21 protein-coding genes and 2 pseudogenes are annotated in these 25,003 nt (G+C 62.0%); 12 read left to right on the forward strand and 11 right to left on the reverse strand.

What is annotated here, in order from left to right:
- Positions 1-79: 79 nt before the first annotated feature.
- Complete coding sequence (gene dapA, locus THIVI_RS18975) at positions 80-955, forward strand: 4-hydroxy-tetrahydrodipicolinate synthase (protein WP_014780149.1); 876 nt, start codon at positions 80-82, stop codon at positions 953-955.
- Between the two features lie 70 nt (positions 956-1,025).
- The gene (gene bamC, locus THIVI_RS18980; protein WP_041447098.1) at positions 1,026-2,192 is read left to right on the forward strand and encodes an outer membrane protein assembly factor BamC; all 1,167 of its coding nucleotides are present in this window, start codon (positions 1,026-1,028) and stop codon (positions 2,190-2,192) included.
- A 50-nt stretch (positions 2,193-2,242) separates the two neighbouring features.
- On the opposite strand, the pseudogene THIVI_RS25905 reads toward bamC, so the two are convergent.
- Positions 2,243-2,332 (reverse strand): annotated as a pseudogene (locus tag THIVI_RS25905) (IS5/IS1182 family transposase); the annotation flags it as partial.
- Here THIVI_RS25905 and THIVI_RS18985 point away from each other — a divergent pair.
- A complete protein-coding gene (locus tag THIVI_RS18985; RefSeq protein WP_157174668.1) occupies positions 2,319-4,163 on the forward strand; it encodes a diguanylate cyclase in 1,845 nt (614 codons plus the stop codon). The pseudogene THIVI_RS25905 and the gene THIVI_RS18985 sit on opposite strands and share 14 nt — an antisense overlap.
- 73 nt (positions 4,164-4,236) lie before the next feature.
- Here THIVI_RS18985 and THIVI_RS18990 read toward each other — a convergent pair whose 3' ends face one another.
- Both THIVI_RS18990 and THIVI_RS18995 read right to left on the reverse strand, forming a co-directional pair.
- Positions 4,237-4,524, reverse strand: coding sequence for a hypothetical protein (locus THIVI_RS18990; protein ID WP_014780152.1), 288 nt, complete (start codon positions 4,522-4,524; stop codon positions 4,237-4,239).
- The gene (locus THIVI_RS18995; protein WP_245537312.1) at positions 4,521-5,225 is read right to left on the reverse strand and encodes an ankyrin repeat domain-containing protein; all 705 of its coding nucleotides are present in this window, start codon (positions 5,223-5,225) and stop codon (positions 4,521-4,523) included. Before THIVI_RS18995 ends, THIVI_RS18990 begins: the two co-directional genes overlap by 4 nt.
- A gap of 149 nt (positions 5,226-5,374) precedes the next feature.
- On the opposite strand from THIVI_RS18995, the gene THIVI_RS19000 reads away from it, so the two are divergent.
- Entirely contained in the window at positions 5,375-5,758 is a 384-nt protein-coding gene (locus THIVI_RS19000; RefSeq protein WP_014780154.1) for a hypothetical protein, read from the forward strand.
- A 167-nt stretch (positions 5,759-5,925) separates the two neighbouring features.
- Here THIVI_RS19000 and THIVI_RS19005 read toward each other — a convergent pair whose 3' ends face one another.
- From THIVI_RS19005 to THIVI_RS19015, 3 genes are all read right to left on the reverse strand, one after another.
- Positions 5,926-8,127, reverse strand: coding sequence for a multiheme c-type cytochrome (locus THIVI_RS19005; RefSeq protein ID WP_014780155.1), 2,202 nt, complete (start codon positions 8,125-8,127; stop codon positions 5,926-5,928).
- A gap of 204 nt (positions 8,128-8,331) precedes the next feature.
- Entirely contained in the window at positions 8,332-8,961 is a 630-nt protein-coding gene (locus THIVI_RS19010) for a cytochrome b/b6 domain-containing protein (RefSeq protein WP_014780157.1), read from the reverse strand.
- Entirely contained in the window at positions 8,958-9,947 is a 990-nt protein-coding gene (locus THIVI_RS19015) for an ammonia-forming cytochrome c nitrite reductase subunit c552 (RefSeq protein ID WP_014780158.1), read from the reverse strand. The genes THIVI_RS19010 and THIVI_RS19015 overlap by 4 nt, the downstream gene beginning before the upstream one ends.
- A gap of 511 nt (positions 9,948-10,458) precedes the next feature.
- On the opposite strand from THIVI_RS19015, the gene THIVI_RS19020 reads away from it, so the two are divergent.
- The 6 genes from THIVI_RS19020 to THIVI_RS19045 all read left to right on the forward strand — a co-directional run bounded on the left by THIVI_RS19020 (position 10,459) and on the right by THIVI_RS19045 (position 16,641).
- Positions 10,459-11,673 carry a hydrogenase small subunit gene (locus THIVI_RS19020; RefSeq protein ID WP_014780159.1) on the forward strand — a complete coding sequence of 405 codons (1,215 nt, stop codon included), beginning with the start codon at positions 10,459-10,461 and terminating at the stop codon, positions 11,671-11,673.
- Positions 11,670-12,701, forward strand: a complete 1,032-nt coding sequence (gene hybA / locus THIVI_RS19025) for a hydrogenase 2 operon protein HybA (RefSeq protein WP_014780160.1) — start codon at positions 11,670-11,672, stop codon at positions 12,699-12,701. The genes THIVI_RS19020 and hybA overlap by 4 nt, the downstream gene beginning before the upstream one ends.
- Positions 12,694-13,839 carry a Ni/Fe-hydrogenase cytochrome b subunit gene (gene hybB / locus THIVI_RS19030; RefSeq protein WP_014780161.1) on the forward strand — a complete coding sequence of 382 codons (1,146 nt, stop codon included), beginning with the start codon at positions 12,694-12,696 and terminating at the stop codon, positions 13,837-13,839. The genes hybA and hybB overlap by 8 nt, the downstream gene beginning before the upstream one ends.
- A gap of 170 nt (positions 13,840-14,009) precedes the next feature.
- Positions 14,010-15,713, forward strand: a complete 1,704-nt coding sequence (locus THIVI_RS19035; RefSeq protein WP_014780162.1) for a nickel-dependent hydrogenase large subunit — start codon at positions 14,010-14,012, stop codon at positions 15,711-15,713.
- A 4-nt stretch (positions 15,714-15,717) separates the two neighbouring features.
- Positions 15,718-16,215, forward strand: a complete 498-nt coding sequence (locus THIVI_RS19040; protein WP_014780163.1) for a HyaD/HybD family hydrogenase maturation endopeptidase — start codon at positions 15,718-15,720, stop codon at positions 16,213-16,215.
- Positions 16,216-16,296: 81 nt separating this feature from the next.
- Positions 16,297-16,641: a cupin domain-containing protein gene (locus THIVI_RS19045; protein ID WP_014780164.1), complete on the forward strand. Its 345-nt coding sequence runs from the start codon at positions 16,297-16,299 to the stop codon at positions 16,639-16,641.
- On the opposite strand, the gene THIVI_RS19050 is transcribed toward THIVI_RS19045, so the two are convergent.
- The gene (locus THIVI_RS19050) at positions 16,628-17,314 is read right to left on the reverse strand and encodes a nucleoside deaminase (protein WP_014780165.1); all 687 of its coding nucleotides are present in this window, start codon (positions 17,312-17,314) and stop codon (positions 16,628-16,630) included. The genes THIVI_RS19045 and THIVI_RS19050 overlap by 14 nt on opposite strands.
- Before the next feature lie 76 nt (positions 17,315-17,390).
- On the opposite strand from THIVI_RS19050, the gene THIVI_RS19055 reads away from it, so the two are divergent.
- Entirely contained in the window at positions 17,391-17,984 is a 594-nt protein-coding gene (locus THIVI_RS19055; RefSeq protein ID WP_014780166.1) for a YceI family protein, read from the forward strand.
- Positions 17,985-18,271: 287 nt separating this feature from the next.
- Here THIVI_RS19055 and THIVI_RS19060 read toward each other — a convergent pair.
- The 3 genes and pseudogenes from THIVI_RS19060 to THIVI_RS19070 form a co-directional block, all read right to left on the reverse strand.
- Positions 18,272-21,268: pseudogene (locus THIVI_RS19060) on the reverse strand (Tn3 family transposase).
- Positions 21,269-21,298: 30 nt separating this feature from the next.
- The gene (locus tag THIVI_RS19065) at positions 21,299-21,916 is read right to left on the reverse strand and encodes a recombinase family protein (RefSeq protein WP_014780167.1); all 618 of its coding nucleotides are present in this window, start codon (positions 21,914-21,916) and stop codon (positions 21,299-21,301) included.
- A 197-nt stretch (positions 21,917-22,113) separates the two neighbouring features.
- Positions 22,114-22,623: a hypothetical protein gene (locus THIVI_RS19070; RefSeq protein WP_041447100.1), complete on the reverse strand. Its 510-nt coding sequence runs from the start codon at positions 22,621-22,623 to the stop codon at positions 22,114-22,116.
- A gap of 281 nt (positions 22,624-22,904) precedes the next feature.
- On the opposite strand from THIVI_RS19070, the gene THIVI_RS19075 reads away from it, so the two are divergent.
- Positions 22,905-23,588: a DUF2202 domain-containing protein gene (locus tag THIVI_RS19075; RefSeq protein ID WP_014780169.1), complete on the forward strand. Its 684-nt coding sequence runs from the start codon at positions 22,905-22,907 to the stop codon at positions 23,586-23,588.
- Between the two features lie 11 nt (positions 23,589-23,599).
- Here THIVI_RS19075 and THIVI_RS19080 read toward each other — a convergent pair whose 3' ends face one another.
- The gene (locus THIVI_RS19080; protein ID WP_014780170.1) at positions 23,600-24,934 is read right to left on the reverse strand and encodes a sigma-54-dependent transcriptional regulator; all 1,335 of its coding nucleotides are present in this window, start codon (positions 24,932-24,934) and stop codon (positions 23,600-23,602) included.
- Positions 24,935-25,003 lie beyond the last annotated feature (69 nt).

The raw sequence follows: 25,003 nt of genomic DNA on the forward strand, positions 1-25,003 counted from the left end.
TTCGGCGGTTGTCTCGACAGGGTCGCGCAAGCTACCATGCCAGCCTGCATCCAATGATCTGGTCGAGTGGAGTTGAAGCATGTTTCGCGGCAGCATCGTTGCGCTTATAACGCCCATGCATTCGGATGGAGGGATCGATGATGCCAGTCTGAAACGTCTGGTCGATTTCCATGTCGCTGGCGGAACCACGGCCATCGTCGCGGTCGGCACGACCGGCGAGTCGGCGACCCTGGACGAAGACGAACATTGCGAGGTCATCGGCCGCACGGTGGACTTCGCGGCCGGCCGGATCCCAGTGATCGCGGGCACCGGCGCGAATTCGACCCGCGAGGCCATCACCCTGACCCGCTGCGCCCGGGATGTCGGCGCCGCCGCCGCGCTGCTCGTCACCCCGTATTACAACAAACCGACCCAGGAAGGTCTCTACCTGCATTACAAGGCCGTGGCCGAGGCAGTGGATCTTCCGCAAATTCTCTACAACGTGCCGGGGCGCACCGCCTGTGACATGCTCCCCGAGACGGTCGCCCGGCTGGCGCCGATCGAGAACATCATCGGTGTGAAGGAAGCCACCGGGGATCTCGCGCGGGTTCCTAGGCTGCGTCAGGATTGCGGGGACGATTTTTTGCTTTACAGCGGCGATGACGCGAGCGGCTGCGAATTCATGCTGCTCGGCGGAGATGGCGTCATCTCGGTCACCTCCAACCTGGCGCCACGCCAGATGCAATCCATGTGCGAGGCCGCCTTGAGCGGCGATCGCGAAGGGGCGCATGCGCTCAACCAGCCGCTCGATGCGCTGCATCATGAGTTGTTCGTGCAGTCCAATCCAATCCCCGTCAAATGGGCGGCCGCCGAAATGGGGCTTTGCGCGCGGGGGATTCGTCTGCCACTCACCTGGCTTTCCGAGGAATATCATGCGCGTGTCCGCTATGCCATGGAGCTGGCCGGCCTCGTTTGAGGCAACCACCGTCCAGCGTCTTCACACCGCGTCGTCACAGGATGACCACACTGACCGAGAGTTCCAGACATTGAGATCAGGTTTTAAGCTTGTCGGTGCGATTGCTCTGTCGATCGTACTTTCCCAACTGATTGGCTGTAGCTCGCTTGGTCTCGACGAGGCGATCCCGGATCAGCGGCTTGTCTACAAGAAGCAACGCGAGGCGGGCCAAAATCTTGAAATTCCGCCGGATCTCACGAGCAGTCACTTCGACGACGCACTGGATATCCCTTCCGGTGGCGGGGCAGCGACGTTCTCGGAGTACACCGGAAGTCGCGCGCAACGTCAGCAGGTCGCCTCGAATGGCGAAGTCCTGCCCGCGGTATCGAACATCGAACTCAAGCGAACCGGCAACGAACGCTGGCTGGCGGTTCAGGCGCCCCCTCAACAGGTTTGGCCAAAAGTCATCGCTTTCTGGCGCGAGCAGGGCATCCTGCTCGCGGAACAGAATCCCGCCGTGGGTGTGATGCGAACCGACTGGCTCGATAATCGCGCGGAAATCCGGCAGGACTTTTTGACGCGAATGGCTGGCAAGTTGATCGAAGGCGTCTACGCGACCTCCACCCGCGATCAATACAGTCTGCGCATCGAAGAGGGGGCGAGCGCGGGAACCACGGATATTCATCTGACCCACCGGGGGATGGAAGAGAAACTGGTCACCAATGCCATCGGCGACGGAAGCCGGACCGTTTGGGAGCCGAGCGGGACCGATTCGGCCAAGGAAGCCGAGATGCTCAGGCGTCTGATGGTCTTCATGGGTGCCGCGAAGGAAAGCGCCGCCGTGACCGCGGATCCAGCCGGCGCTCCAGCCCAGGGGCCAAGGTCGCGGTTGGTGACCGAAGGCGGCGCTCAAGTCCTGCTGATTCCGGAAGAATTCCGTCGGGCATGGCGTCTGACCGGATCCGCCTTGGATCGGGCGGGTTTCGCGGTCGAGGATCGCGATCAGAGCGGCGGTCTTTTCTATGTGCGTTACGCGGGCAAGGATGGCGCGGAGCGGTCGGAAGGCAAAAAACCTGGCCTAGGTTCGCGGCTTGCGTTCTGGCGCAAGAACGAGATCGATCCCGTCAAGCAGTATCGGATTCAGGTGGTGGGCAACGACACCGAATCGCGAGTTTCTGTGCTCGACTCGACTGGGAAGCCAGATCAATCCGAGAGCGGTCGACGGATTCTCACGCTGATGCAGGAGCAGATGCGTTAAGGCGCGTCTCGTGGACGGTCGCTGTTGGCCGGACGCGACGAGATCCGCGACCCCAAGGTATCGACCAGGATGTGACGCTTGCGTCCATTGATTCTCCTGCTGGCATTGTTGCGACGCGCGCCCTGGATGGCGGTCGTCTTAAACCCCGCCTGCTTGCTGCTGGCACTGTTCTTGGGCGTGCCGATCACGCAAGCAGCGGGGCCGTCGGTCGCGCTCACCGCGGAAGAAACGACCTATCTGCGGAGACTCGGCCCCATCACACTGGCGCCGGATCCGGACTGGGCGCCATTCGAACATCTGGACGAAAGCGGCGGAATCACCGGCATCGCCATCGATCTGGTCGAGCTCGCAGCCCAACGACTGGGGATCGAAATCACGCCGGTCATCGCGCGGGACTGGGATGCGGCGGTCGAACTGTCCAAGGCTGGAGATGTCCTGATCCTCCCCTTTCTGAATCGAACCTCCGCGCGCGAGGAATGGCTGACCTTCACCGAGCCGCTGCTCATCGATCCCAGCGTCTTCATCACCCGCGAAGAGCATCCCTTCATCGCCGACGCCACTCAGTTGAGCGATGCCACCATCGTTCTGCCCAGCGGAACCTCGATGGAGGAACGCATCCGGCGCGACTTCCCCAATCTGACCATCCTCCAGGTGCCGACCGAAAACGACGCCTTCCAGGCCGTCTCGAACCGCGCGGCGGATCTCACGCTACGCTCGCTGACCGTTGCCGCCTACACCATTCGCAAGGAAGGGTTGTTCAACCTGAAAATCGCCGGACAAGCGCCCGAGCAGTACGTCAACCGTCTGCGTATGGGCGTGCTGCAAAGCGAACCCCTGCTGCGCGACATCCTCGACAAGGGGATTGCCACCATCAGTCCGCGCGAGCGCGAGGAGATTGTCAACCGGCACGTCAATATCACCATCGTCAAACCGATGGATTACGGTTTCATTCTGCGGATCGCCGGGACGCTGGCCGCGCTGATCGGTGTCTCCTTCTACTGGAATCTGCGGCTCAAAAAAATCAATGACGCCTTGAGCGAGAGCGAGCGCAGTAAATCCGTGCTGATCGCCAACCTGCCGGGCGTCGCCTATCGCTGTCGCCATGACCATGACTGGACGATGGAATTCATCTCCGCGGGCTGTCTGCAGCTGACCGGCTACCGCAGTGAGGATCTGCTGCACAATCGCGTCATTGCCTACAATGACCTGGTCGCCCCGCAGGACCGCGAGCAGGTCAGGGCGATCTGGCAGGAGGCTAGGGATGCCGACCGACCCGCCGCGCTGGAGTACCGGATCATCACCGCTGACCGGCAGGAAAAGTGGGTCTTCGAACAGGGCGTCTTTGTCCATGATCATGGCAAGCGCCAGGTCTGGATGATCGAAGGGCTCATCATCGACATCACCGCCCGCAAACGCGCCGAGGCCGAGCTGTACCGGGTGTCCATCCATGACGAGCTGACCGGTCTCTACAACCGACGCTACATGCTTGAGCGGCTCGGTGCGCTCATGACCGAATTCACCCGCGAAGCGCATTGCTTCGCCATTGCCTTCATCGATCTGGATTATTTCAAAAAGATCAACGATACCCATGGCCATCCGGCCGGGGATCTGGTGCTCAGGGAATTCGCGGCCCTGCTTGGCAAGAGCGTCCGCCCTTATGATCTGGTGGGACGCTATGGCGGCGAGGAATTCATTGTCGTGGTCACCGATAGCCACCAGCGCAAGATCGAAACCATGCTCGCCAGACTGCGGGAGAGCCTGAAGCATCAGGTTTTCGACTTTCATGGAACGCCATTGAGCGTCACCTTCAGCGCGGGTGTCGCCAATAGCGGCGATCTCGCGCCGGACGAGGGCATCGACACACTCATCATGCAAGCCGATGAGCGGCTCTATGCCGCCAAGGCGCAGGGCCGGGATCGGGTTGTCTATCGACGGGCGCTCAGCGAGGATACGTCACCGGGGCTGGTCTAATGTCCGAATATGGCCGCCTCTGTTTTTCTTCGTGTCCTTTGCGCCTTTGCGGTTCAATTTGCCAAATTCAGGTTCACTCTTCCACCAGCCATCCTTGCAGGGCGTCGATGAGTGATTTGGCCTGCGCGCGGCTGGAAATATTAAACTTCGATTGTTGTCGATACTCGCCATTGCGTTTTTGATAACGTCGAATGGTGTATTTCTCGGGGCCGTAATCCTCCTTGGCCCGATCCCAATCCTGATAGCGGAAGACGATGGTGGTCCAGCTACCCTTGGAGAGAATCACTTTCCCCAGTTCTTTGGTGGTCTCGATGCCGTCTTCCGAATAGCTGACGGTCAGGTCTTCGAGCTTCTCGCTCATTCTTGCTTCCCCTGGGTCTTGAGTGACTGGTTTGGGCCGGGAGCGATTCCGGCGCGGGTGGTGGCGCGTGCGCCGTTACGGATCAACAGGTCGACGATGTTGGTCGAGTTCGGTCCCTTGTCCTGCGATTGGGCGATCTCCAAGGTCAAACGGCCTTTGGCATCCGCTTGGTTCACCTCGGCGCCATATCCGATCAGTCGCGAAACAGTCCCAAGGTGACCCTCCGAGATGGCGATATGCAGCGGCGTCTCGCCCCGTGCGTCGGGTAAATCGATGTCCGCGCCGCGTCGCAACAGGAATTCAAAGACATCCCGATCCGCGATCCCTTCGCGTGCCAGTTGCAGGAGCATGTCTTGCGGATTCAAGGGCGCACCGTGCTCAATCAGCATCTGCGCGACTTGGGTCTTGCCGTTCGCCAGCGCGACCTCAAGCGGCGTTTTGCCATGGCGGTTCAACACGCCGGGATCCGCGCCATGGGTGACGAGTTCGCGGGCGATCGTCACGCGGCCATTTCGCGCCGCGACATGGAGCGGAAAATCGCCATTGATGTCCGCGAGATTGACATTCGATTTCCAATACAGATGCCGCTTGAGCTGATCCAGATCGCTGCTGCTCACGGCGCGATCCATGCTCATGGTGGGGCGGCTCGGTTCCTGGCAACCGGCAAGCGCCAAGGCCATCAACAGGAGCGCGGCAGGCATTAGGCGATACATGTTCGGATGATTGCGTTCGCGGCTGACCTTGGCAACAAGTCTGATGTTAAGGCCGTGCGTCGGTCAGTTGCAACTGATCGGGATGCGCATCGCCAAGTCGCCTGCTTCTGTCGATTTGCCGTGTTATCGTACATGCCATGATCTGGAAACTACTCTTGACCGCCGCCGTGATCCTCGGTGCCTATGGCGTCATCCGCGCGCGTATCCGGTCCGACCGGGTTGCCCGGGGTCTGGAGCCGCCAAGGCCGCCGCTGCTGCCGCCGGGTGTGATGCGACTCGCCGTGTCGGCGGTTCTGACCTTGATGGTCCTCGGCAGCGCTTTGCATCTGTATACGGGATGGCGACATGCGCGCGAGGTCGTTCTGGTCCAGGTCGTCAACGCCAATACCGGTCAGATCACCGCTTTCGAGGTGCGAAGGGGGAGTGTGGAGGGGCGGCGCTTCCAAACCATCGATGGGCGGGAGATTCGTCTCGCGGACGTGGAACGGATGATCGTTCTGCCGAAACCGCGTCCAGAGTGATCGTCATCGAGTCGCCACGGCCTTGCGGCGACTCGATGACGATCGGCATTAGGAGCCGTTCATCAACAACCTCCCTCTGATCGGCGTCGCCCGCAAGCGGGCTCCTACGGGGCGTGTAGGAGCCCGCTTGCGGGCGACTTGGCCGTCGGTTTCAGCGATTCGGGACATCATTGCTGGACGGTGTCTGACCGAGCCGCCGCGCTGTCGGGCCGTTCCTCAAGTTTTTCGATGATGTCGAGATCCTGCAGTTCGGCCACGCGCTCCGGCGTATACCCGAGTTGCCTGAAGTCCATGATGCTATCCGGTGAGTGACACTCGATGCAATCGCGGCCCTTGCCCTGGATGCCGTGGTTGACCATCAGCGTACCCATCTGGCGCATCCAGTGGGGCTCGACATTCTCCAGCCGCCCATCGACCAGCGGATAGACCGTTTTCCAGCCCTCGGTAATGCCGAAATAGGACATGAACTCGTCCATCATGTAGAGCTTGAATGGCTCCTGATACATGCGTTGCACGATGGGATCCGAAATGGCCTTCTTGACCGATTCCGGCGTATTGCCGGTTTCGTAATAGCTCGCGTAGTCGAACGGCAGGATCATGGCCCCGAACGGCCCCTGGTTCGTCATGTCCTCGAACATCATGGCGTTGAAGAGTTTGAACGGATAGATCCGGCTTTCGCCCTGGTTCATCGCGGCGCGCAGGTTCTTCTGGATCATGGCCTCGCGCTTGGCGAGCATTTCCGGGGACAACTGCGAGAGCGGATCGGTCGCCATCCGGACATAGGAGTCGACGTCGATGTCCGGATACTGCTGTTTGAGTTCGATGGCCTTCGCTCTCACTGCCTCGATGATCTCGGGGTCGTCGAGTCGCGCCACCTGCTGCATCAGCGGATTGTAAACCTCCGAGCCGTTCGGATTGTTGCCGAGCGCGTTGGCCAGAAACGTTCCGTTGCCGTTGAACCAAAGGAAGGTGAAACCCTTGCCGGGCTTGCCCGACCGATAGATGTCGGTCGGTTCGAACAGCCCTTCCTCGGGATCCCAGGTCGGGTGTACCCAGTCGCGCAGCACCACGTTCTCGGCTTCCAGTTCCTTGATGTGGCAGGTTTCGCAGGCCAGCCGCGCGATATGGCCGTTGAGCAGCGCCTTGTGCTCGGACTGGTTGTGCGGCGCCTGAGTGTGGCAGCTTTCGCAGGTGACATCCTTGGTCGGGAGGTCGTTGGCGACCAGATCCACGCCCTTGCGTCCGCGGGGGATCTTGTGCCCCTCGGGAACGTGGCAGTCGGTACACTGGATGCCCGCCGCCGCGTGGGTGTCGTCGTGCGGGCTGAAGGGATTGCCGCGTTTCGCGCCCCGGTGGAGGATGCGCTGATTGACATGTCCCAACGCCTGCGCGGCTTTATTGTGCCGATAGGCATCCCCGCCCATGTTGTGCTGATGACAGCGCAGACAGGTCTCGGAGTTGATTGGCCCGACCGTCAGCGCAGCGCGCAGACTGCGATCCTGATTCCAGCGCAGCCCCTTGTCGTCCTGGATCACATGACGCTGATTCATGTCGTAAGCGGTGGAATGGCAGATTAGGCAGTCGATGCCGTCCTTGGCCTCGGCGGGGACATCGCCGATCGGCATCATCTTTTCGGTGGCGGGCTGATAGTTGCCGCCGATATGACATTGACCGCAGCCCTCGCTGCGCATCGTCACTTCGCCTTGGCCATGCTCCGGGCGGCTCTCGACCAGCGCGGCCCAGCCCGTCCAGGTAAAACTCCCCGGAATCCCGCAGGCACGGTTGATCTTACCGACCGGGATTTTGTGCGCGCCGCTGTTGACCTGACGCCCGTCATAGCCATAGGTGGAAAAACCGCCCGATTCGCTTTGAAACTTGAAATGAACCGAATTAACGATGTCGCCGAGCGTGTCGACCGTTTTGACGGTTCCGTCGCCATGCGTGACCTGGATCGTGGCATGACAATGCAGACAGGTTTGCGGGCCTTCGTAACGATGGATGCCAGCTTCGCGAAAATACTTGATATGCGATGGCTCGGTGTCGCGGATGAAGGACTCCGTGTTCATCAGCATCTCGATCTTGATCTGGCGTGCGAACGGCTCCTGATCGGTGTCGACGATGGCCGCGGCCTTGCGATGGCGCGCGTCTGTGCTGAGTTCCTGGGCCAGCGCCTCGAATTCTGTCTTGGTCAATGCCGTGCTGCTGGCATAGGTCAGCGGGGCGTTGGTTTTGCCGACATAGGACTCGAAGGCGAGCGGATAGAGCACCTTGTAGGCGACTGTCAGTCCGATCAGGACGAGCGCGGTGACGATGAGCCGACGTTTGGCGGTCGGGGAGAGCGGTTTCAGAGCGATGGGGTTCATAGTCATTTGTAACCCTTGGGGTTATCAAAAAAACAGGGCACCGGTGGCGATGGCGCCACTGAGGTGATTTCCGGAAAAGGAAGTACCACTGTCGGGGCGAATTCATTCGCCGTGTTGGGGGCGCGGATACAGGGGATATAGGGGCGATTAAAATCGCCCCTACAAGACTTGCAGCCATTCTGAGTGGGGAGACTCATTTCCGGAATCGCCTTATCCCTGTGACTCCGGGTGCGTCTCCCGGTGCCAGCCCGTGATCATCGCGCGCAGATTCGACGTCAGGGTATCGCCCGTGGTGATGATATAGAGGTGTACCAGGACGAAGAGCGCCAGAAAATAGGCGACCGTCAGGTGCGTCATGGCGACGACCCAGACACTCCCGAGACCGAACAGCGTCTCCGGGAGATAGATCGAGAACAGGAAGGCCCAGCCGCTCAGGATCAGCACCGGCATCAAGAGATACATGACGCCCAGATAGCTGAGCTGTTGCAGCGTGTTGAGCTTCATCTCGGCGCTCGGATGGAAGGGATGCGGCTCGCTGCGAAAGATGCCGTAGCCGTAATAGCGCATCTGCGAGAACAGCCGCTGGAAAAAGCCGCGCAAGTGCACTCGATAGTGGCGTCCGTTGTCGGTCACCAGATTGCCGATGACAAAGCCGATCCAGCCGATGGTCACAAAAATGCCAGCGACATTATGGATCGGCCGCGCGGTCTCGAAATTCAGCAGCCATCCGGTTCCGGCAAAATGCATGCTGGCCCCGGAGACGATCAGCACCAGGAACAGCAGTGCATTGAGCCAATGCCAGGCGCGCACCCAACCTGAATAGAGATACAGCGCGTTCATTTCGGATCCCCTTTGGTCCGTTGGTAGGCTTTGTAACGCCCGAAGCCATGCGCGGCAAGCACCAGCAGCGTCAGGCCGGTGACGATCAGACCGAGGAGGTCGAGCGTGGCGTTCCGGCTCATGCCGACCACATAGGCCTCGTTGAAGACCGCCTTGTTGAGCCAGCCCTTGGTGGCCAGATCTTCTTCCGACCGATATTGATAGAGTCGGTTCAGCAGACTGGATTCCCGGGAGTGACAGTTGACGCAGTCCCGGTTGCTGTCTGCCGCCTTCAGAACCTGATGCGAGACGGTTTTCCCATTCTCCGAGACTGGGGTGTGACAGTCGAGACAGCGCACGGCATTCCAATGTTTTTCCCGGTTGGGTAGCCAGGCATGCGGGTCGCTCAGTGGATCGCGCACCTTCTCATGGCAGGACAGACAGACCTGATTGTCGTCGCGGACGATGGCGGCAATCTCCTCGCCGACCTGCGAGGCGCGGAAGCCATGCGGGTCGTGACAGGAATGGCAACTGAACCCCTCGGCTTCGGCTGCATCCGAGGTGGCGTGGACGCTCTCGGCATATTCGGCATCGATCGATTTGTACCGCGCGATGTTGTCCTGCGTATCGTCCTTCTCATGACAACCGATGCAGGACAGTGTCTCGTTCGCTGCGTCCGACGGGTGCGGATAGCGGTCGAAGTCTCCCTCATGGCAGTCGATGCAGTCGAGTTCTCCGTGAACCGAATGCGACAACGCATGCGGCTCGATCGCCAGATCGACAATCTCGCCCGTGCCGGGATCGCGATAGGCCAGTGTCGCCATGGCGTGACAACGCAGACAGGATTTGTTGTCTGTCGCTGGCGCCGCAGGCGTGGCGGGAGGCGCAATGGTCATGAGCGTCAGTAACAGCGTTCCGCTCAAGGCCATGATGGTCGGAAACGACCCCGCCCTGGGTTGGCGGTGGGGATCGCGCGGGTTGGTTGGATTCGCGAACAGGTTCGTCATCGCAGGTTAGTCACCGCAAGTTGTACATCGGGTTCACGACCGCGGAAGGCCCGGTCGGTTGGCGTTCCGGTCAGTCTGGCAGCCGGACCAACCACATCGCAAGGCCCCGTCAATCAAACATGTCAGGCTCACTGCTCTCGGTTCGCCTCTCAATTCAGCACGGAGACCCAAGGGACGCAGTGACAATCATCATTGATGGGCCATCAAGAAATCAATGTCAATCGATGTCAATCAGGGTCGATCAATAAACCTGGTTGAATAGATCAGCGTTTTATTCGGTCTTTATCCGCAGTATTTCATTCGGTTTTCGTCCGTCCCCGCCCGTCAAGCCACTCCATTGACCAAGCTCACACATTGAATCGTCTCCGATTAGACAATTTAAGAAATTGGGCTTATAACTATTCTAGTACATAAGAATATTATTACTAACTTTGAGAATAGGCACGGTGTCGATCCGCAGTGGATTGACCCTCGGAATCCAGACGGCGCTCCTGGCGGCAAGGCGGTATCCATGAAAGACGTTGATGTTTTTTCAAATGAAACGGCGATTGGACCTTATCTGGCGGATCAGTTGGATATCCGGGGGATCAGCCGGCGCGGTTTCCTCAAATTCACCCTGGGCATCACCGCGGCCATGGGTCTGCCGTTCGGCATGTCCGGTCAGGTGCTGGCGGCCCTGGAGCAGAGCCAGGCGCGTCCCACAGTGATTTGGCTACATTTTCAGGAGTGCACGGGCTGTACCGAATCCCTGCTGCGCGCCACGCATCCCGCCGTCGAGACACTAATCCTCGATCTGATTTCGCTGGATTATTCGGAGACCCTGATGGCCGCCGCCGGTCATCAGGCCGAGCAGGCGCTGCACGAGTCGCTGGAAAAGAACAAGGGCCAGTTCATCCTGGTCGTCGAGGGTTCGGTGCCCATGCGTGACGGCGGCATCTACTGCAAGATCGGGCGCAAGACGCCGCAGCAGTTGTTGCACGAGATCGCGCCGCACGCCGCAGCGGCGGTCGCGATCGGTTCCTGCGCATCCTGGGGCGGGGTACAGAGCGCGGCGCCGAATCCGACCGAAGCGGTCGGTCTCCAGGAGGCATTGACGCGCGAAGGCATCGTCAAGGCCGACGGCACCGTGCTGCCCGTCATCAATCTGCCCGGCTGTCCCGCCTCGCCCTACAACCTGCTGTCGACCGTGCTCTATTACCTGACCCTCAAGAAACTGCCCGAGGTCGACGCCAAGGGCCGCCCGACCTTTGCCTATGGGCGCCTGATCCACGACAACTGCGAGCGCCGACCGCATTTCGATGCAGCCCGCTTTGCCGAGCAGTTCGGCGACGAGGGCCATCGTCAGGGCTGGTGTCTCTACAAGCTCGGGTGCAAGGGGCCAGAGACCTATGCCAATTGTCCCGCCATCGAGTTCGGCGATGTCGGCGCCAATACCTGGCCGGTCGGGATCGGTCACCCCTGCTTCGGCTGCGCCGAGCAGGGCGTCGGCTTCCACAAGGCATTGCACGAACAGTCGGATGTCGAATCGGTGACACCGCCGTCGCTGTTCCCGGAGATCTTCACCGAGCACGCGGGCGGCGTCACTGTCGGCGCGGCGGCGGTGGCTGGCGCCATCGGCGGCGGGGCCGTGGTGTACGCCGTGGGCGCGCATAAACAGCTCAAACAGCTTGAGGCCGAGACCGCAGCCTCGGCCGCGTCGAAGACGGAAGAGGAGGTAAACCAATGAACATTGATCGTCGTGATTTTTTCAAGGTCGTGTTCGCTGGTGCCGCGACGGCATTGACCGCTCCCACGGCCCAGGCGCGACCGCCCAAGGAACTGTCGCCCGATGCCGTCGGGATTCTCTATGACGCCACTCTGTGCATCGGTTGCAAGGCGTGCGAAGTCGAGTGCAAGGCGGCCAATGCGATGCCGATGTCCCATGATACCCCGCTCGAACAGGCGCATGGCGTCAGCGGTCTCTGGGACGCCGACAACGACCTCAACAGCCGGACCCTGAACAAGATCAAGGTCTACACCAACGGCACGGCCGAGGTGAAGGATCGCGAGGTGGATGGCTTCAGCTTCGTCAAGCGCAACTGCATGCATTGCGTCGATCCCAACTGCATCTCGGCCTGCCCGGTGAGCGCACTGACCAAGGATCCGGTGACCGGCGCCGTGACCTACAACCCCGACGCCTGCATCGGCTGTCGTTACTGTCAGCTCGCCTGTCCATTCAACATTCCGAAGTTCGAATACGACAAGGCATTTCCGAAGATCGTCAAATGCGAGATGTGTTCCGAGCGTCTAGCCGAAGGGGATATTCCAGCCTGTTGCGATGCCTGCCCGACCGGTGCCAGTCTCTTCGGGCGCGTGTCGGATCTGCTGAAGGAAGGCCATCGCCGACTGACGTTCCAGCCGGGCGACTGGCAGGACTACCCGGTGCATCGTCTTGGCGGCTGCGAGATCCGCACGACCGAGGTGACCGGATATTATCCGAAGGTCTATGGCGAGACCGAAACCGGCGGTACGCAATACCTGCTGATGGCGGGCGTTCCCTTCGAGAAGCTTGGCCTGCCGGCGCTGGGCGACGACTCGCGCGCGCGTCTTTCCGAGACCATCCAGCACACGGTCTACCACGGCATGATGGCGCCAACGCTGCTCTTGGGTGGACTGGTTTATGCCGCCTATCGGCATACCCACGAGGAGCGGGAAGATCCGTCCGCGGATCAGGATCCGTCCGAAACCGAAGCGGAGGAACGCGGCCATGACTGAAGTCTATCGGCCTATCGGCGGGCGGCTTTTGACCAGACAGTTCTATTTCATGGGCGTTCTGGCGCTGATCGCCGGTTACTTCATCATCCGCCGGTTCATCTTCGGTATCGGCGACGTCTCCAACCTCAGCGACGGTTATCCCTGGGGCATGTGGATCACCTATGACGTGGTGACCGGAACGGCGCTTGCGTGCGGCGGTTACGCGATGGCCCTGCTGGTCTATCTCTTCAATCGCGGTCAATTCCATCCGATCATTCGGGTCGCGCTCCTGACCAGCGTCTTTGGCTATACGCTCGCGGGCATCTCGATCGTCATCGATGTCGGTCGGTATTGGCAGCTCTACAATGTTTTTCTGCCGCAATACGCGAACCTCAATTCGGTGATGCTCGAAGTCGCGCTCTGCGTGACGCTTTATACGCTCGTGCTCTGGATCGAATTTTCGCCGGCGATCCTGGAGGCGATGAAGGCCAATCGGCTGCTGCGCCAACTGCGACATGTCCTCTTCTTTTTCATTGGACTTGGCATTCTGCTACCGACGATGCACCAGTCGTCGCTTGGCTCGTTGTTGATCATCGCGGGCTATAAGGTCCATCCGCTCTGGCAGACCAACATCATTCCGCTGCTCTTTCTGATCACGGCCATCGCCATGGGCTATGGCATGGTGGTGTTCGAGTCGCTCTATGCTTCGGTCAATCTCAAGCGCGAACTCGAAACCGACATGCTGTCGCGAATTGGCGCCGTCATTCCCTGGCTGTTGATCCTCTATCTGGTTCTGCGGATCGGCGATCTCGCGATGACGGGAAATCTCGCGGCACTGACTCGTCCGGGATCTGAGCCCTTCCTGTTCGCGGCCGAAATGGCGCTCTTTCTATTCGCCATCGTCACGCTGCTCAACCGCAGGCTGCGCGAGCGTCCCACGGTCCTGTTCTGGAGCGCGCTCGCCGTGGTGCTGGCTGGGGCGCTCTATCGCTTCGACGCCTTCATGATCGCCTATAACCCCGGGCCGGGCTGGCATTATTTCCCCGGCGTGGGCGAAATGCTGATCACCCTGGGCATCGTGGCGATCGAGATCATGGCCTATCTCTTCTTCGTCAAGAAAACACCGATTCTGGCGACGCATCGACCGCATCCGGCATGACGGGCGCGGTGTTCGGGTTGGCTCGGGGCTGTCCGAGTCAACCGTCTTTTCGCCAGACGCGATTTCAGTTTTGTGAATGATGGTTTTGTTTTAACTGCTTCCAAGCCGAACCTCTTGCAGGCAAGAGGTCGCGGGGCGCGGTTTCAATAGATGACAGGAGCGCGGGTAAGATGTCGAGCAAACGTATTTGTGTGGATCCAGTCACCCGCATCGAGGGTCATTTGCGGATCGATTGCGATATCAAGGATGGCAAGGTCGTCGACGCCTGGTCGAGCGGACAGATGTGGCGCGGCATCGAAACCATTCTGATCGGGCGCGACCCGCGCGACGCCTGGCTCTATACGCAACGCATCTGCGGTGTCTGTACCACCGTTCATGCCATTGCCTCGGTGCGCGCGGTCGAGGATGCGCTCGATCTCGAAATCCCATTGAACGCGCAATTGATCCGCAACCTGATCGTGGCCGCGCACGGCATCCACGATCATGTCGTCCATTTCTATCATCTGTCCGCGCTCGATTGGGTCGACGTGGTCTCGGCCCTGAGCGCCGATCCCATGGCGACCGAAAAGCTCGCGCAGAGTCTGTCGGATTGGCCCAATAACAACGCGCGCCATTTCGCCGAGGTGCAGGCGCGCGTCAAGAAGCTGGTCGAGAGCGGTCAACTCGGCATCTTCGCCCATGGCTATTGGGGCCACAAAGCCATGAAGCTGCCGCCCGAGGCCAATCTGATGGCGGTCGCGCATTATCTCGAAGCCATGGACTATCAACGCAAGTCCAATCAGATCACCGCGATTTTGGGCTCCAAGACACCGCATATCCAAAACCTGGCCGTCGGCGGCGTGGCGAACGCCATCAACCCCGACGATCAATCGGCCCTGAACATGGAGCGTCTCGCCTATATCAAGACCTTGATGGACGAGTTGGAAGGCTTCATTCGCCGGGTTTATCTGCCCGACCTTATTGCCATCGGCGCGCTCTATGCCGATTGGCTGCCCTATGGCGCGGGCGTGATGAACTATCTCTCGGTGCCCGATTTCCCGCGCGATACCAAGGGGACGGATTTCGGCATGCCCGGCGGCTATATTCCCGGCGCGGATCTCGCGCAATTCAAGCCGATCAAGCACTTCGGCGATCCCTTTTTCGAGCAGAACGTCAAGGAGAGCATCAAGCACAGTTGGTACAAGGGCGACTGGACACGCTCGCCCTATGAAGGCGAAACCGATCCCGACTACACCGACTTTCATGAAGACGCTGCCTATTCCTGGGTCAAATCGCCGTCGTTTCTCAATGAGCCGGCACAGGTCGGACCGCTCGCCAACGTGCTTGCGATGGTCGCGGCCGGACATGAGGGAACCATCGGCTATCTCAATCACGCGCTGGAGCGCGTCGGCGCGCTGACCGGCGGCCAGGTACCGATGACCGCCCTGCATTCCACCCTCGGCCGTCATCTAGCCCGCTGCGTGCGGACCCAGGTGCTCTACGACATGATGGTCGAGAACTATCATGCGCTGGTCGCTAACATCGCCAGCGGCGACACCACCAGTTTCAATCCGCCCACCTTCCCCAAGGGCGAGATCATGGGCTATGGCTTCCACGAGGCGCCGCGTGGCGTGCTGTCGCACTGGGTCGTGATCGAAAACGGCAAGATCAAGAACTATCAGGCCGTGGTGCCCTCGACCTGGAATGCCGGACCGCGCAACCAGAACGACGCGCGCGGTCCCTACGAGGCATCGCTGATCGACAATCCCATCCTGGAAGAAGACCGCCCGCTGGAGGTACTGCGCACCGTGCATTCGTTCGACCCCTGTCTGGCCTGCGCCATTCATCTGCACGATAACGAACGCAGTCACATTGTCAGTGTCAAGACCTTCTGACACGGTGGGTACCGACCCGTCGGATGTCCTGCTGATCGGCTGGGGCAATCTGCTGCTGGGCGACGAGGGCGTGGGTGTCCACGTCCTGCGTCGTCTCGAAGCCGACTATCGGTTCGAGCCCGCCGTCGCGCTGGTCGACGGCGGCACCTCCGGGATGGACCTGCTACCGCTGTTCGCCGACTATCGGCGCATCCTGATGATCGACGCCATCGCGCTCGACCAGCCGCCGGGGTCGATCGCCCTGATCCGTGACGACGAGATCCGGGCTGTTCTGTCCGAAAAGCTCTCGGTGCATCATCTGGGGGTGACCGACGTGCTGGCCATGACCAAGCTGCTCGATTATCCGCCGAGCGAGATCGTCCTGATCGGCATCGTCCCCGAGCGGATGGAACTGGACCTGGAGTTGTCGTCGACCGTTCGCGATGCGCTACCGGACGTGATCGGACGGGCTGGCGCGATCCTGCGGGATTGGGGTGTGCGCCTTCTGGCGCGCGAGGTTTAGAAAGGACGCGAATGAACACTCGAATCGCGGACCCGTATCCCTGATCGAGAATGCGGATCCACCAACAACCAGAAGCTCGCCATGAACGATTCCAGCACGCAACCAGGAAACCTCTTCGCGCATGGGCCTATCCCCTCCGCGGGCGAAGTTTTCGAGGATCTCCTGCGCTTGGGCCAACTGCGGATCGAGCGTATCCTGAGCAGTGACCGGCCTGACACCGGTCTCTACGATCAGAAGCAGGACGAGTGGGTCTGTCTGCTGCAAGGCGAGGCCACGCTCTGGATCGCCGGCGAGACGCTTCAGCTCGCCGCCGGCGACTACCGTTTCATTCCCGCGCACACGCCGCATCGCGTCCTGCGAACCTCGCACGAACCGTCCTGTCTCTGGCTGGCGGTGCATCTCGATCCCCCGGTCAGCGCGGAGTAGGAGATTCAAGCGCATCCCGGTCATCAGAACCGGTTTCGGAAGTGACGGCCGCCCCATAGATCTCGCCGCCCATCGCCGCATACTCCTGCAACACCGCAATCGCCTCTTCCCGTCTCAGATCGCGCGTCACGCCGATGCCACGGCGCGCATAGCCATCCACCCAGTCGGGCGGCTTGTGGCCCTCGTCGAAACCGATGGCGCGGATATCCGCGTCCCGCGCCGCGCAGACTAGGCGGTCGATGCCCGACCAGGGCAGGGCGCCAAGACACATGGCGCAGGGCTCCGCACTGCTGATGAGCACGCAGCCGCCGGGAACGGCCTGACGTAGATCGTACTGGCCGAACATCTGTTGGGCGCTGGCGATCGCCACCATCTCCGCATGGGCGATGGAGCAGCGCGAAGCCACGACCAGATTGACCCCGACCGCGAGCAGTCGACCGCTGTCCGACGCGAAGAGGGCGGCGCCGAAGGGGCCGCCGCTGCCGCCGCGCACCTGCTCGCGAGTGAGTTCCAGCACCAGCGCCATCCGTTGGTCGTCATCGGGGAAAATCGCCGGGCGCGCGCTCAGAAAGGGCGCGATCCAGCAGGGAAGGGCGATCTGAATCGCCCCTGTCCAGGCTGGCGGTGTGGCGACGTCGCGCGGGGCGCTTGTTTCTGGGATTTTTGCGTCCAAGTTTCCGGTCTCGCCTGTCGAAAACGCCGATGTTCGTTTGAACGTCCCATCTTATCAATCCGATCTGGAGAAACCGATGCGCAACTCGATGCTGACTCTCATCCTGTCCGGGATCTTGGCCGCAACCCCCGCGCTGGCCGACTGGACCCTCGACCCGGCCCGTTCGCACCTCGCCTTCGTCTCCATCAAGGCCAACGATGTGGCCGAGGTCAATACCTTCGGCAAGATGGCGGGGACGCTGAAGGCCGACGGTCAGGCGACGATTACGCTCCTGCTCGACAGTGTCGAGACCCTGATTCCGATCCGCAACGAGCGCATGCGGGAATTTCTCTTCGAGACGACCAATTATCGCGAGGCCGTGCTCACGGCCCGGATCGACCCCAAGCTCGTTGCCGACATGGCCGTGGGCGATATCACCCAGATCAATGCCGAAGGCAGCCTCTCGCTGCACGGCCAGGTACAGCCCATGACGCTCTTGATGCAGGCCGCCAAGCTGGACGCCAGTACCGTGATGGTGGCGAGCATCAAACCGCCGATCATCGACGCGGCCAAATTCGGGATGAGCGACGGAGTCGAAAAACTGCGCGAAATCGCTGGCTTGGCCAGCATCAGCAAAGCCGTGCCGGTGAATTTCGTCATCACCTTCGTCGACACCCCGGCGGCGCCATGATCTGAGCCGGACATCCCCGCGATCATCCGTTCGCGCGACACGCCTCCCGGGAGCGCCCTCTCGGGAGTGCCTTCCTGGGAGCGCCGGTTTGCAGCCGGCCCTGGTGAGTCCGGTTTGTAGCCGGACGAGCAGGCGCCAGTCACGCATCGATACCGCCTCGGCCGCCAACCTGTCGGCGCTTCCCGTTCATTGGGGTTCGAAGCGCAGTGGAACGGAAAACCGGGTTAAGCCTATTTTCGTGTACGAAAAGGCCGTGGCGATCGGCATGCTGCACGCGGCGAGTTCGCCTATCCCTCTGCGGGATCACGCAACGGTCGCAACTCGCCCTTGGCCACCGCCTCCGGCACGGAGAACGAGTAGCGCCCCAGCATGTTGATGTGCTCGTGCAGCAACGGCGACAGCCGCGCCACGTCGGCGTCGCTGACTGGGTAACCCTGGGCGCGTAGCTGGTTCAAGGCGGCCTCCATGTAGAGGGTGTTCCACAAGACGATCATGTTGAGCACCAGGCCGAGTGCGCCCAGTTGGTCTTCTTGGCCCTCGCGGTAATGCTGACGCAGTTCCCCGCGCTTGCCGTGGAACACGGTGCGGGCGACGCTGTGGCGACCCTCGCCCCGGTTGAGTTGGGTCAGCGTCGCCCGGCGCTTGGCCTCGTCGTCGATGTAGGTCAGCGTGTGCAGAGTCTTGTCGATGCGGCCGAACTCGGCAATGGCCTGGGCCAGGCGGGTGGGGCGCTCCCCGACTTGGAGGGTGCGCATGATGCCGGCGGCCGGCACGCGCCCGAGCTTGAGTGAGCCGACCAGGCGCAGGATGTCGTCCCACTGCGGGATGATCCGCTGCAAGCTCAGGTGGTGGGCCGATACCGCGTTGAGCGGGCCGTAATCGGCCTGTTGGTCGATCCGCCAGAAGCGCGTGCCGCCGACATCGGCCAGCCGTGGGCTGAAGCGGTAGCCGAGCAGGCGAAACAGACCGAAGACCACGTCGCTGTAGGCGCCGGTGTCCGTCATGATCTGGGTCGGCTGGAGGTCGGCTTGCTGTTCGAGCAGCACCGCCAGCAGGATCAGGCTGTCGCGTAGGGTTCCGGGTACGGTGATGTCGTTCAGACCGGAGAACTGGTCCGACAGCAGGTTGTACCAGGTGACCCCGCGCCCGACGCCGAAGTATTTCGGATTCGGACCCGCATGGACCGAACGCACCGCCACCACGAAGCGCATGCCGTCGGCCGAGGCCACCTCGCCGCCGCCCCAGAGGTTGGCGAGCGCCAGGCGACTCTGGGCAGCCACCAAGGTTGCATTGGCGGCCGTCAGCGTCTCGTCGCGCAGGTAGTTCTGATCGACCCAGGACAGGCGGTCGCGCTTGAGGGCCGGGATATCGCCGCGCGTCAGCGACTCCAGCCCGGTGTTGCAGGCTTCGGCCATCAGCACCGCGCACAGGCTCACCTGCAGATCGGCCGCGCGGGCCGTGCGCTCGGACAGATGGGTGAAGGCCTCGGTGAAGCCGGTCCGCCCGGCGATCTCCAGGAGCAGTTCCGGCAGTTCCACGCGGGGTAACAACTCGGCGACCCGCTCGCGCAGTGCCACCAACGAGGCCGGTTCCTCCAGCTTTTCCAGCGGACTGAGGATCAGTTCGGGGGTGTCGCCGGTCAGCTCGAAGCGTACCGCCGGATTGTCGGGCAAGCGCGACGCCACGGCTCGGTAGGTGCGGTCCAGTTCGGCCGCCATGGCGGTCAGCGTCGGTTCCGGGCTGGCCGACAGCCCCAGCGTCCGGCAGATGACCGGCCGGGTGGCTTCCTACTCGGCGCCAGTGAGCAGGCCGGCGCGCGGATCGGCATAGCGCCAACTCGGTGCCACGAAGACCTCGCGGCGGCGCAACGCGGTGTGCAATTGCTCCAGTACGCAGAAGGTGTAGGCACGTAGCTCCACGGCGCCCTCCTCAAGCAGCACATGCGGTTGCCAAGATTTGGTGACGACGGCGCGCGGGGCCGCGCGGTCGGGCAGGTGCCGCTTCAGGTTGGTCCGTAACCACTCGAGGGCCGCGACGACCGGCTCACCGGCGACATTTGCACCAAAACGCAGCTGCTCGACCAGCGTCGGCAGGAAGCGACGGATGAGCGTGTACTTGGCATCGAGCGCCCGGTAGTACACGTCGTCGGCCGGTCGGATCAGGGCGGTGACCGCCGCGAGCGCGTGCGTCAGGGTCTCGCGCGGGGTCGTCGCGAACACGCGGATGCGCAGGTCGACATCGGCCACCTCGGTGTCCAGGACCAGTTGGCAGGCGCCGGCCAGGGTTGCCGCCGCCAGATCGAGATCCTTCAGGCTACGTAGGCGCGCCTTCTTGTCCGCCTTGCGGGCGTCGCTGAACACCTCGCGCAGGAGTGCATCCAACACGTCGAGCGCGTCGTCCTGCGCGGTGGCTTCCAGGTCATGCACGAAGGCGACCAGCGTGGCCAGGCGGCGGCGTGTGGGCAACCGCAGGATGGCCGTGACCTTGGCGGCACCCGCAAACCGCGCCAGGGCGGCCACCCGGGTCGCCGGGATGCGCGTCGCCGTCGGCACCTGGATGCCCAACGCCCGCACCTCCTGCAACCGCCGCAGGGCGAGCACCAGAGACCGGTTGCTGATCGTCACGGGTCCGGTCCGCAGGCGATCCAAGGGCGAGCGGCGGCTGCCGGCCGGAACCTCCAGCAGGCCTTCAAGCCGGGTCTGCTGGTCACGGCTGATGCCACGTCCAAGCCAGCGCCACAGCCGTTCCTCGACCCGGCTGCGCACGCGGGCGATGTAGCGTTCGAGGGTAATGCAACCGGGCAGCAGAACCTTATGCATGACCAGCCAGGTGGTCGCCCGCTCGAACAGCACGCTCGGCCGATCGGTGCCGGTCCAGCGCAGGGCATACAGCCAGCGGGTCAGGCGCCAACCGACCCGGCGCTCGGTGATCTCGACATGGTCGTAACGGTCGCGGATTTCCGCCGCATGCTCCCAACGCTGCTCGCCGACGCGGTAGGCAGGCAAGCCGTCCATGGTCTCGAACTGGATATGCAGTTGCTTGGCCAGCGTCTGCAGCACCACCAGCGGGACGGCCAGCGGGTCTTCCAGGAAGGTGCCCAGGTAGCGCACCGTCCCCAGTTGCACGGCAAAACCAAGCCGGTTGTGCTCGCCGCGCTTCTGCGCGATCAGCGCCTGGTCCGCCTCGTCCAAGTGGAAGTAGCGGATCAGACCCGGGGGTGAAGGTGGTCCCGGGTAGCGGCCATAGTGTTCGCGCTACGTCTGAGAAAGAAAGCTGACCGGCATGCGGATCCCCGTCGCGCAGTGAGGACCCGGTTATCGCGGGTCTTGGTGCATCGCCCAAATGCGCTTCACTTGGCTGACGCTGCATCCGGCCAGTTCGGCGGTCTTCTGGATCGTGTGACCCGCACGGCGCAGGACCAGGATACGTTGGTGGGTCGTGGTATCGGCCTTGCGCCCGGTGTACTTGCCGGACGCCTTGGCCAATTGCACGCCCTGGCGCTGGCGCTCGCGGCGGGTCTCGTCGTCGTCGCGCGCCATTTGCAGGGCGAGCTTGAGCAGCAGTTCCTGCACCGACTCCAGCACGATCTTGGCCACCCCGTCGGCAGCGGCGGCCACCTCGGAGAGGTCGACCACGCCCGGTACGGCCAGCCGCGCGCCCTTGGCGCGGATCGCACCGACCAGTTGCTCGGCTTCGGCCAACGGCAGCCGGCTGATGCGATCGATCTTCTCGGCGACGACCACCTCTCCCGGTTGCAGGTCGGCGATCATCCGCAGGAGTTCGGGTCGGTCGGCGCGCGCACCGGAGGCCTTCTCGCGGTAGACACCGGCAACGTAGTAGCCGGCCGCGCGCGTGCTGTGCTCGATCTCGACCTGGCGGGTGAGGTCCTGTTCGTCCGTGCTGACGCGCAGGTAGATGCGGGCGACTTTCATCGGCGCTGGCCAAGATGGGTGTACCGAACTTGGCTACCGTCGCGCGTGTGGCCAAGAATGGCAAATACCGATGTTATTTGGCCGCGCCCTAATTGGCTATCCATGTTGGCTGCCGGCGTTCTGAAAAAATCAGAAAACGTCAACGCCCACGAACGTTTGAGCTAAGTTGCGCGTCAACTTGAGCGAAGGGTTAGGCGTCACTGCTCGGACACCCAGGCCAAGTACCGCTCTGCAAGCGCCGGCGTGAGTTCAAGCGCTGCCTCGGCCATCGCTGGCTGACCCTTGGCCACTGCCAGTGCGGCCATACAGCAGCCAAGGTGCTCTGGCGACCAACTTGCATGCACCGCAGCCGCAACCAGAGCTGGAAGGCGCCGGAGCGCTTCAAAGTACGGCGCCTCCAAGTCCTTCGGTATTGATGGGCCGTTCCTTTCACGGCAGATCTCAACCCACGCCGGGAAGTGAAAGTACGAAGCGTCGGCCCTGTCAGGTGCGATTGCGAGCGCCGCGACGACGTGCGGAACGGCGGCGTACGAGCCTTCAAAGACGTCGCCTTGATGCGCGAGCGCGCTCCAGAGGCTAAACCACGGCTCATTCCTTCCTTCGGATGTGGGCAGGGTCGTGAGCGCGCGGAGCATCGCGGGGATGTCGGCCGCAGATCCGTACGCGTGCGACAGTTGGCTCCAGCGGGGACTTTCAAGGTCGAGCATAGGAACGCCAGTGTTGTGTGTGACACCTAACCCCACTTTGACCGAAGGGTGGCCAACCATCAATGCCTTGCGTACACGTAAATTGGCTTAACCCGGTTTTCCGTTCCACTGCGCCTCGAACCCCTTCATTCGACATTTTTGTCGAGCCAAACCGCACTTGTCGAAGTTTACTCTGCATTCTATCTAATAAATATTTGATATATATAGGAATAATATTATGGCATTCCATGTGCTTGGCGTCTCGTGACAATCCGTCGAGACTTCGCTGCCGGGAAATGACCATGAAGACACAATACCATCTGCTGCCCCTCGCCCTCGCCGCCATTCTGAACGCCGCGCCCGCCATCGGCGCCGGCCCACGCAGCGCGCAGCCCGTGCAACCGATCCTGGCGGATCTGGAGAGTACGGAAGCGGAGGCCCTGCTGTTCATGCGCGAGGAAGAGCGGCTGGCGCGCGATGTCTATCTTGTCATGGACGAACTCTGGCAGGCGCTGCCATTCGCGAATATCGCCCTATCCGAGCAGAAACACATGGATAGCGTGAAATCCATGATGGACAAATACGACCTGACCGATCCGTCCAACCCCAACGAGCCGGGGGTTTTTGCCAATCCCGAACTGCAGGCGCTCTATTCCCAGTTGATCGACGATGGCGACGAGTCCTACCTTGCCGCCCTGCGGGTTGGCGCTCTGATCGAGGAGGTGGACATCGAGGATCTTCAGAACGTGAGCGCGGCGACCGAAAACCCGGCCCTGCAGACGCTGTACGGCAATCTGCTGCGCGGCTCGCGTAATCATCTGCGCGCCTTCGCCTCCGAGATCGAGCGTCAGGGCGTGGTTTATGAGGCCCAGGTGCTCGATCCGACCGAGCTGAACGCGATTCTCGATACCCCGATGGAGCGTGGCGGTCAGGGCAAAGGGCAGGGCACCCAGGGGGGCGGACGTATCGCTCGCCCCGGCGTTTGAGTCACCGCTCCTTAAACTGACCGCCGTCGCAGTGCGTATTTCCCCATCTTGTACCTCAGTACCCGCTCGCTGACGCCCAGCCGTTCGGCGGCGCGGGTCTGAATCCAGTCGGTCTCCTCCAGGGCTGCGGTCAGCAGATCGCGCTCTAGGATGTCGAGGCGCTCTTGCAACAATCCCTGAGCCAGCGTCGTACCATGGCGTACCTCTTCCGGCAGGTCGGCCGGCTGGAGCAGACTGCCGCGCGCCAGGGTCAGGCTACGCTGCAGGATGTGCTCCAACTCGCGCACGTTGCCCGGATAGTCGTAGCGGACCAGTAGATCGAGGGTCTGCGGCGCGATACGGATGGGACGGCGTGCGTCGCGGGCGACGAAATGCGCCACCAGCGCGGGGATGTCCTCGCGCCGGCGGCGCAACGGCGGCACCGGAATATCCAGGACGTTCAGCCGAAAAAACAGATCTTCTCGAAAACCGCCGGACTCAGACAGAGCACGCAGATCGCGGTTGGTGGCGGCGATCACGCGTGCCTCGACCGCGATATCGCGCTCGCTCCCGATCCGGCTGATGCGCTTTTCCTGAAGCGCGCGCAGTAGCTTCGATTGCAGCGCCGGCGGCAGTTCGCCCACTTCGTCGAGAAACAGCGTTCCGCCGGCGGCCCGCTCGAAGCAGCCGCGATGCTGCCGGTCGGCGCCGGTAAAGGCGCCTTTCTCGTGACCGAACAACTCGCTTTCGAACAGGTTTTCCGGGATCGCGGCGCAATTGACCTCGATGAACGGGGCAGCGGGCGTGGGGCCGAGCAGATGGACGAGGCGGGCGATCAGTTCCTTGCCGGTGCCGGTCTCGCCCTGGATCAGCACGCTCCAGGGGCTGTCGGCCACGCGTCGCACCAGCGACAGGGTGTCGCGCATCGCCGGGCTGTCGCCGATGATGGCGAGCGGCAGCGGACCCGCTTCCACGGCATCGACGACCTCGGCCACGTCCGCCGCGACGGCTAGCGATTGTTCGACCCGATGGATTCGGGCGAGCAGGTCGGTCAGATCCACCGGCTTCTCGATGAAATCGTCCGCGCCCAGTTTCATGACGTTCACGGCCGTTTCCACCGCGCCATAGGCGGTGATCAGGATTGCCCGCGTCAGCGGATTGCTGGCCTTGATGCGCTCCAGCACCTGGTCGCCGGTGAGTCCGGGCATGCGGTGGTCGAGCAGCGCGAGTTGGATCGATTCCCGCCGAAACAGGGTCAGCGCCTCCTCGCCATCCGCCGCGGCGAGTACACGATAGCCCTGTTTGGCGAGAAACCCCGCCAGCAGCTCGCGCTGCATGGGGTCGTCATCGGCGATCAGGATGTTCATCGATTCCTTGCCAATCCCGGAGTTCCAATCCTGGATTTCTTAATTGAGAAATTCATGTGTATCGAAGGT

The organism is Thiocystis violascens DSM 198, assembly GCF_000227745.2.
GTDB lineage: Bacteria > Pseudomonadota > Gammaproteobacteria > Chromatiales > Chromatiaceae > Chromatium > Chromatium violascens.

Coding starts and splice junctions, on each gene's coding strand:
- THIVI_RS19010 (WP_014780157.1), bottom strand. CDS start 8,961: ATGAACGCGCTGTATCTCTATTCAGGTTGGGTGCGCGCCTGGCATTGG.
- THIVI_RS18985 (WP_157174668.1), top strand. CDS start 2,319: ATGGCGGTCGTCTTAAACCCCGCCTGCTTGCTGCTGGCACTGTTCTTG.
- THIVI_RS19000 (WP_014780154.1), top strand. CDS start 5,375: ATGATCTGGAAACTACTCTTGACCGCCGCCGTGATCCTCGGTGCCTAT.
- THIVI_RS19055 (WP_014780166.1), top strand. CDS start 17,391: ATGCGCAACTCGATGCTGACTCTCATCCTGTCCGGGATCTTGGCCGCA.
- hybB (WP_014780161.1), top strand. CDS start 12,694: ATGACTGAAGTCTATCGGCCTATCGGCGGGCGGCTTTTGACCAGACAG.
- THIVI_RS19020 (WP_014780159.1), top strand. CDS start 10,459: ATGAAAGACGTTGATGTTTTTTCAAATGAAACGGCGATTGGACCTTAT.
- THIVI_RS19015 (WP_014780158.1), bottom strand. CDS start 9,947: ATGACGAACCTGTTCGCGAATCCAACCAACCCGCGCGATCCCCACCGC.
- THIVI_RS19005 (WP_014780155.1), bottom strand. CDS start 8,127: ATGACTATGAACCCCATCGCTCTGAAACCGCTCTCCCCGACCGCCAAA.
- THIVI_RS19065 (WP_014780167.1), bottom strand. CDS start 21,916: ATGAAAGTCGCCCGCATCTACCTGCGCGTCAGCACGGACGAACAGGAC.
- dapA (WP_014780149.1), top strand. CDS start 80: ATGTTTCGCGGCAGCATCGTTGCGCTTATAACGCCCATGCATTCGGAT.
- THIVI_RS19070 (WP_041447100.1), bottom strand. CDS start 22,623: ATGCTCGACCTTGAAAGTCCCCGCTGGAGCCAACTGTCGCACGCGTAC.
- THIVI_RS19080 (WP_014780170.1), bottom strand. CDS start 24,934: ATGAACATCCTGATCGCCGATGACGACCCCATGCAGCGCGAGCTGCTG.
- THIVI_RS18995 (WP_245537312.1), bottom strand. CDS start 5,225: ATGCCTGCCGCGCTCCTGTTGATGGCCTTGGCGCTTGCCGGTTGCCAG.
- THIVI_RS19035 (WP_014780162.1), top strand. CDS start 14,010: ATGTCGAGCAAACGTATTTGTGTGGATCCAGTCACCCGCATCGAGGGT.
- hybA (WP_014780160.1), top strand. CDS start 11,670: ATGAACATTGATCGTCGTGATTTTTTCAAGGTCGTGTTCGCTGGTGCC.
- THIVI_RS18990 (WP_014780152.1), bottom strand. CDS start 4,524: ATGAGCGAGAAGCTCGAAGACCTGACCGTCAGCTATTCGGAAGACGGC.
- THIVI_RS19075 (WP_014780169.1), top strand. CDS start 22,905: ATGAAGACACAATACCATCTGCTGCCCCTCGCCCTCGCCGCCATTCTG.
- THIVI_RS19045 (WP_014780164.1), top strand. CDS start 16,297: ATGAACGATTCCAGCACGCAACCAGGAAACCTCTTCGCGCATGGGCCT.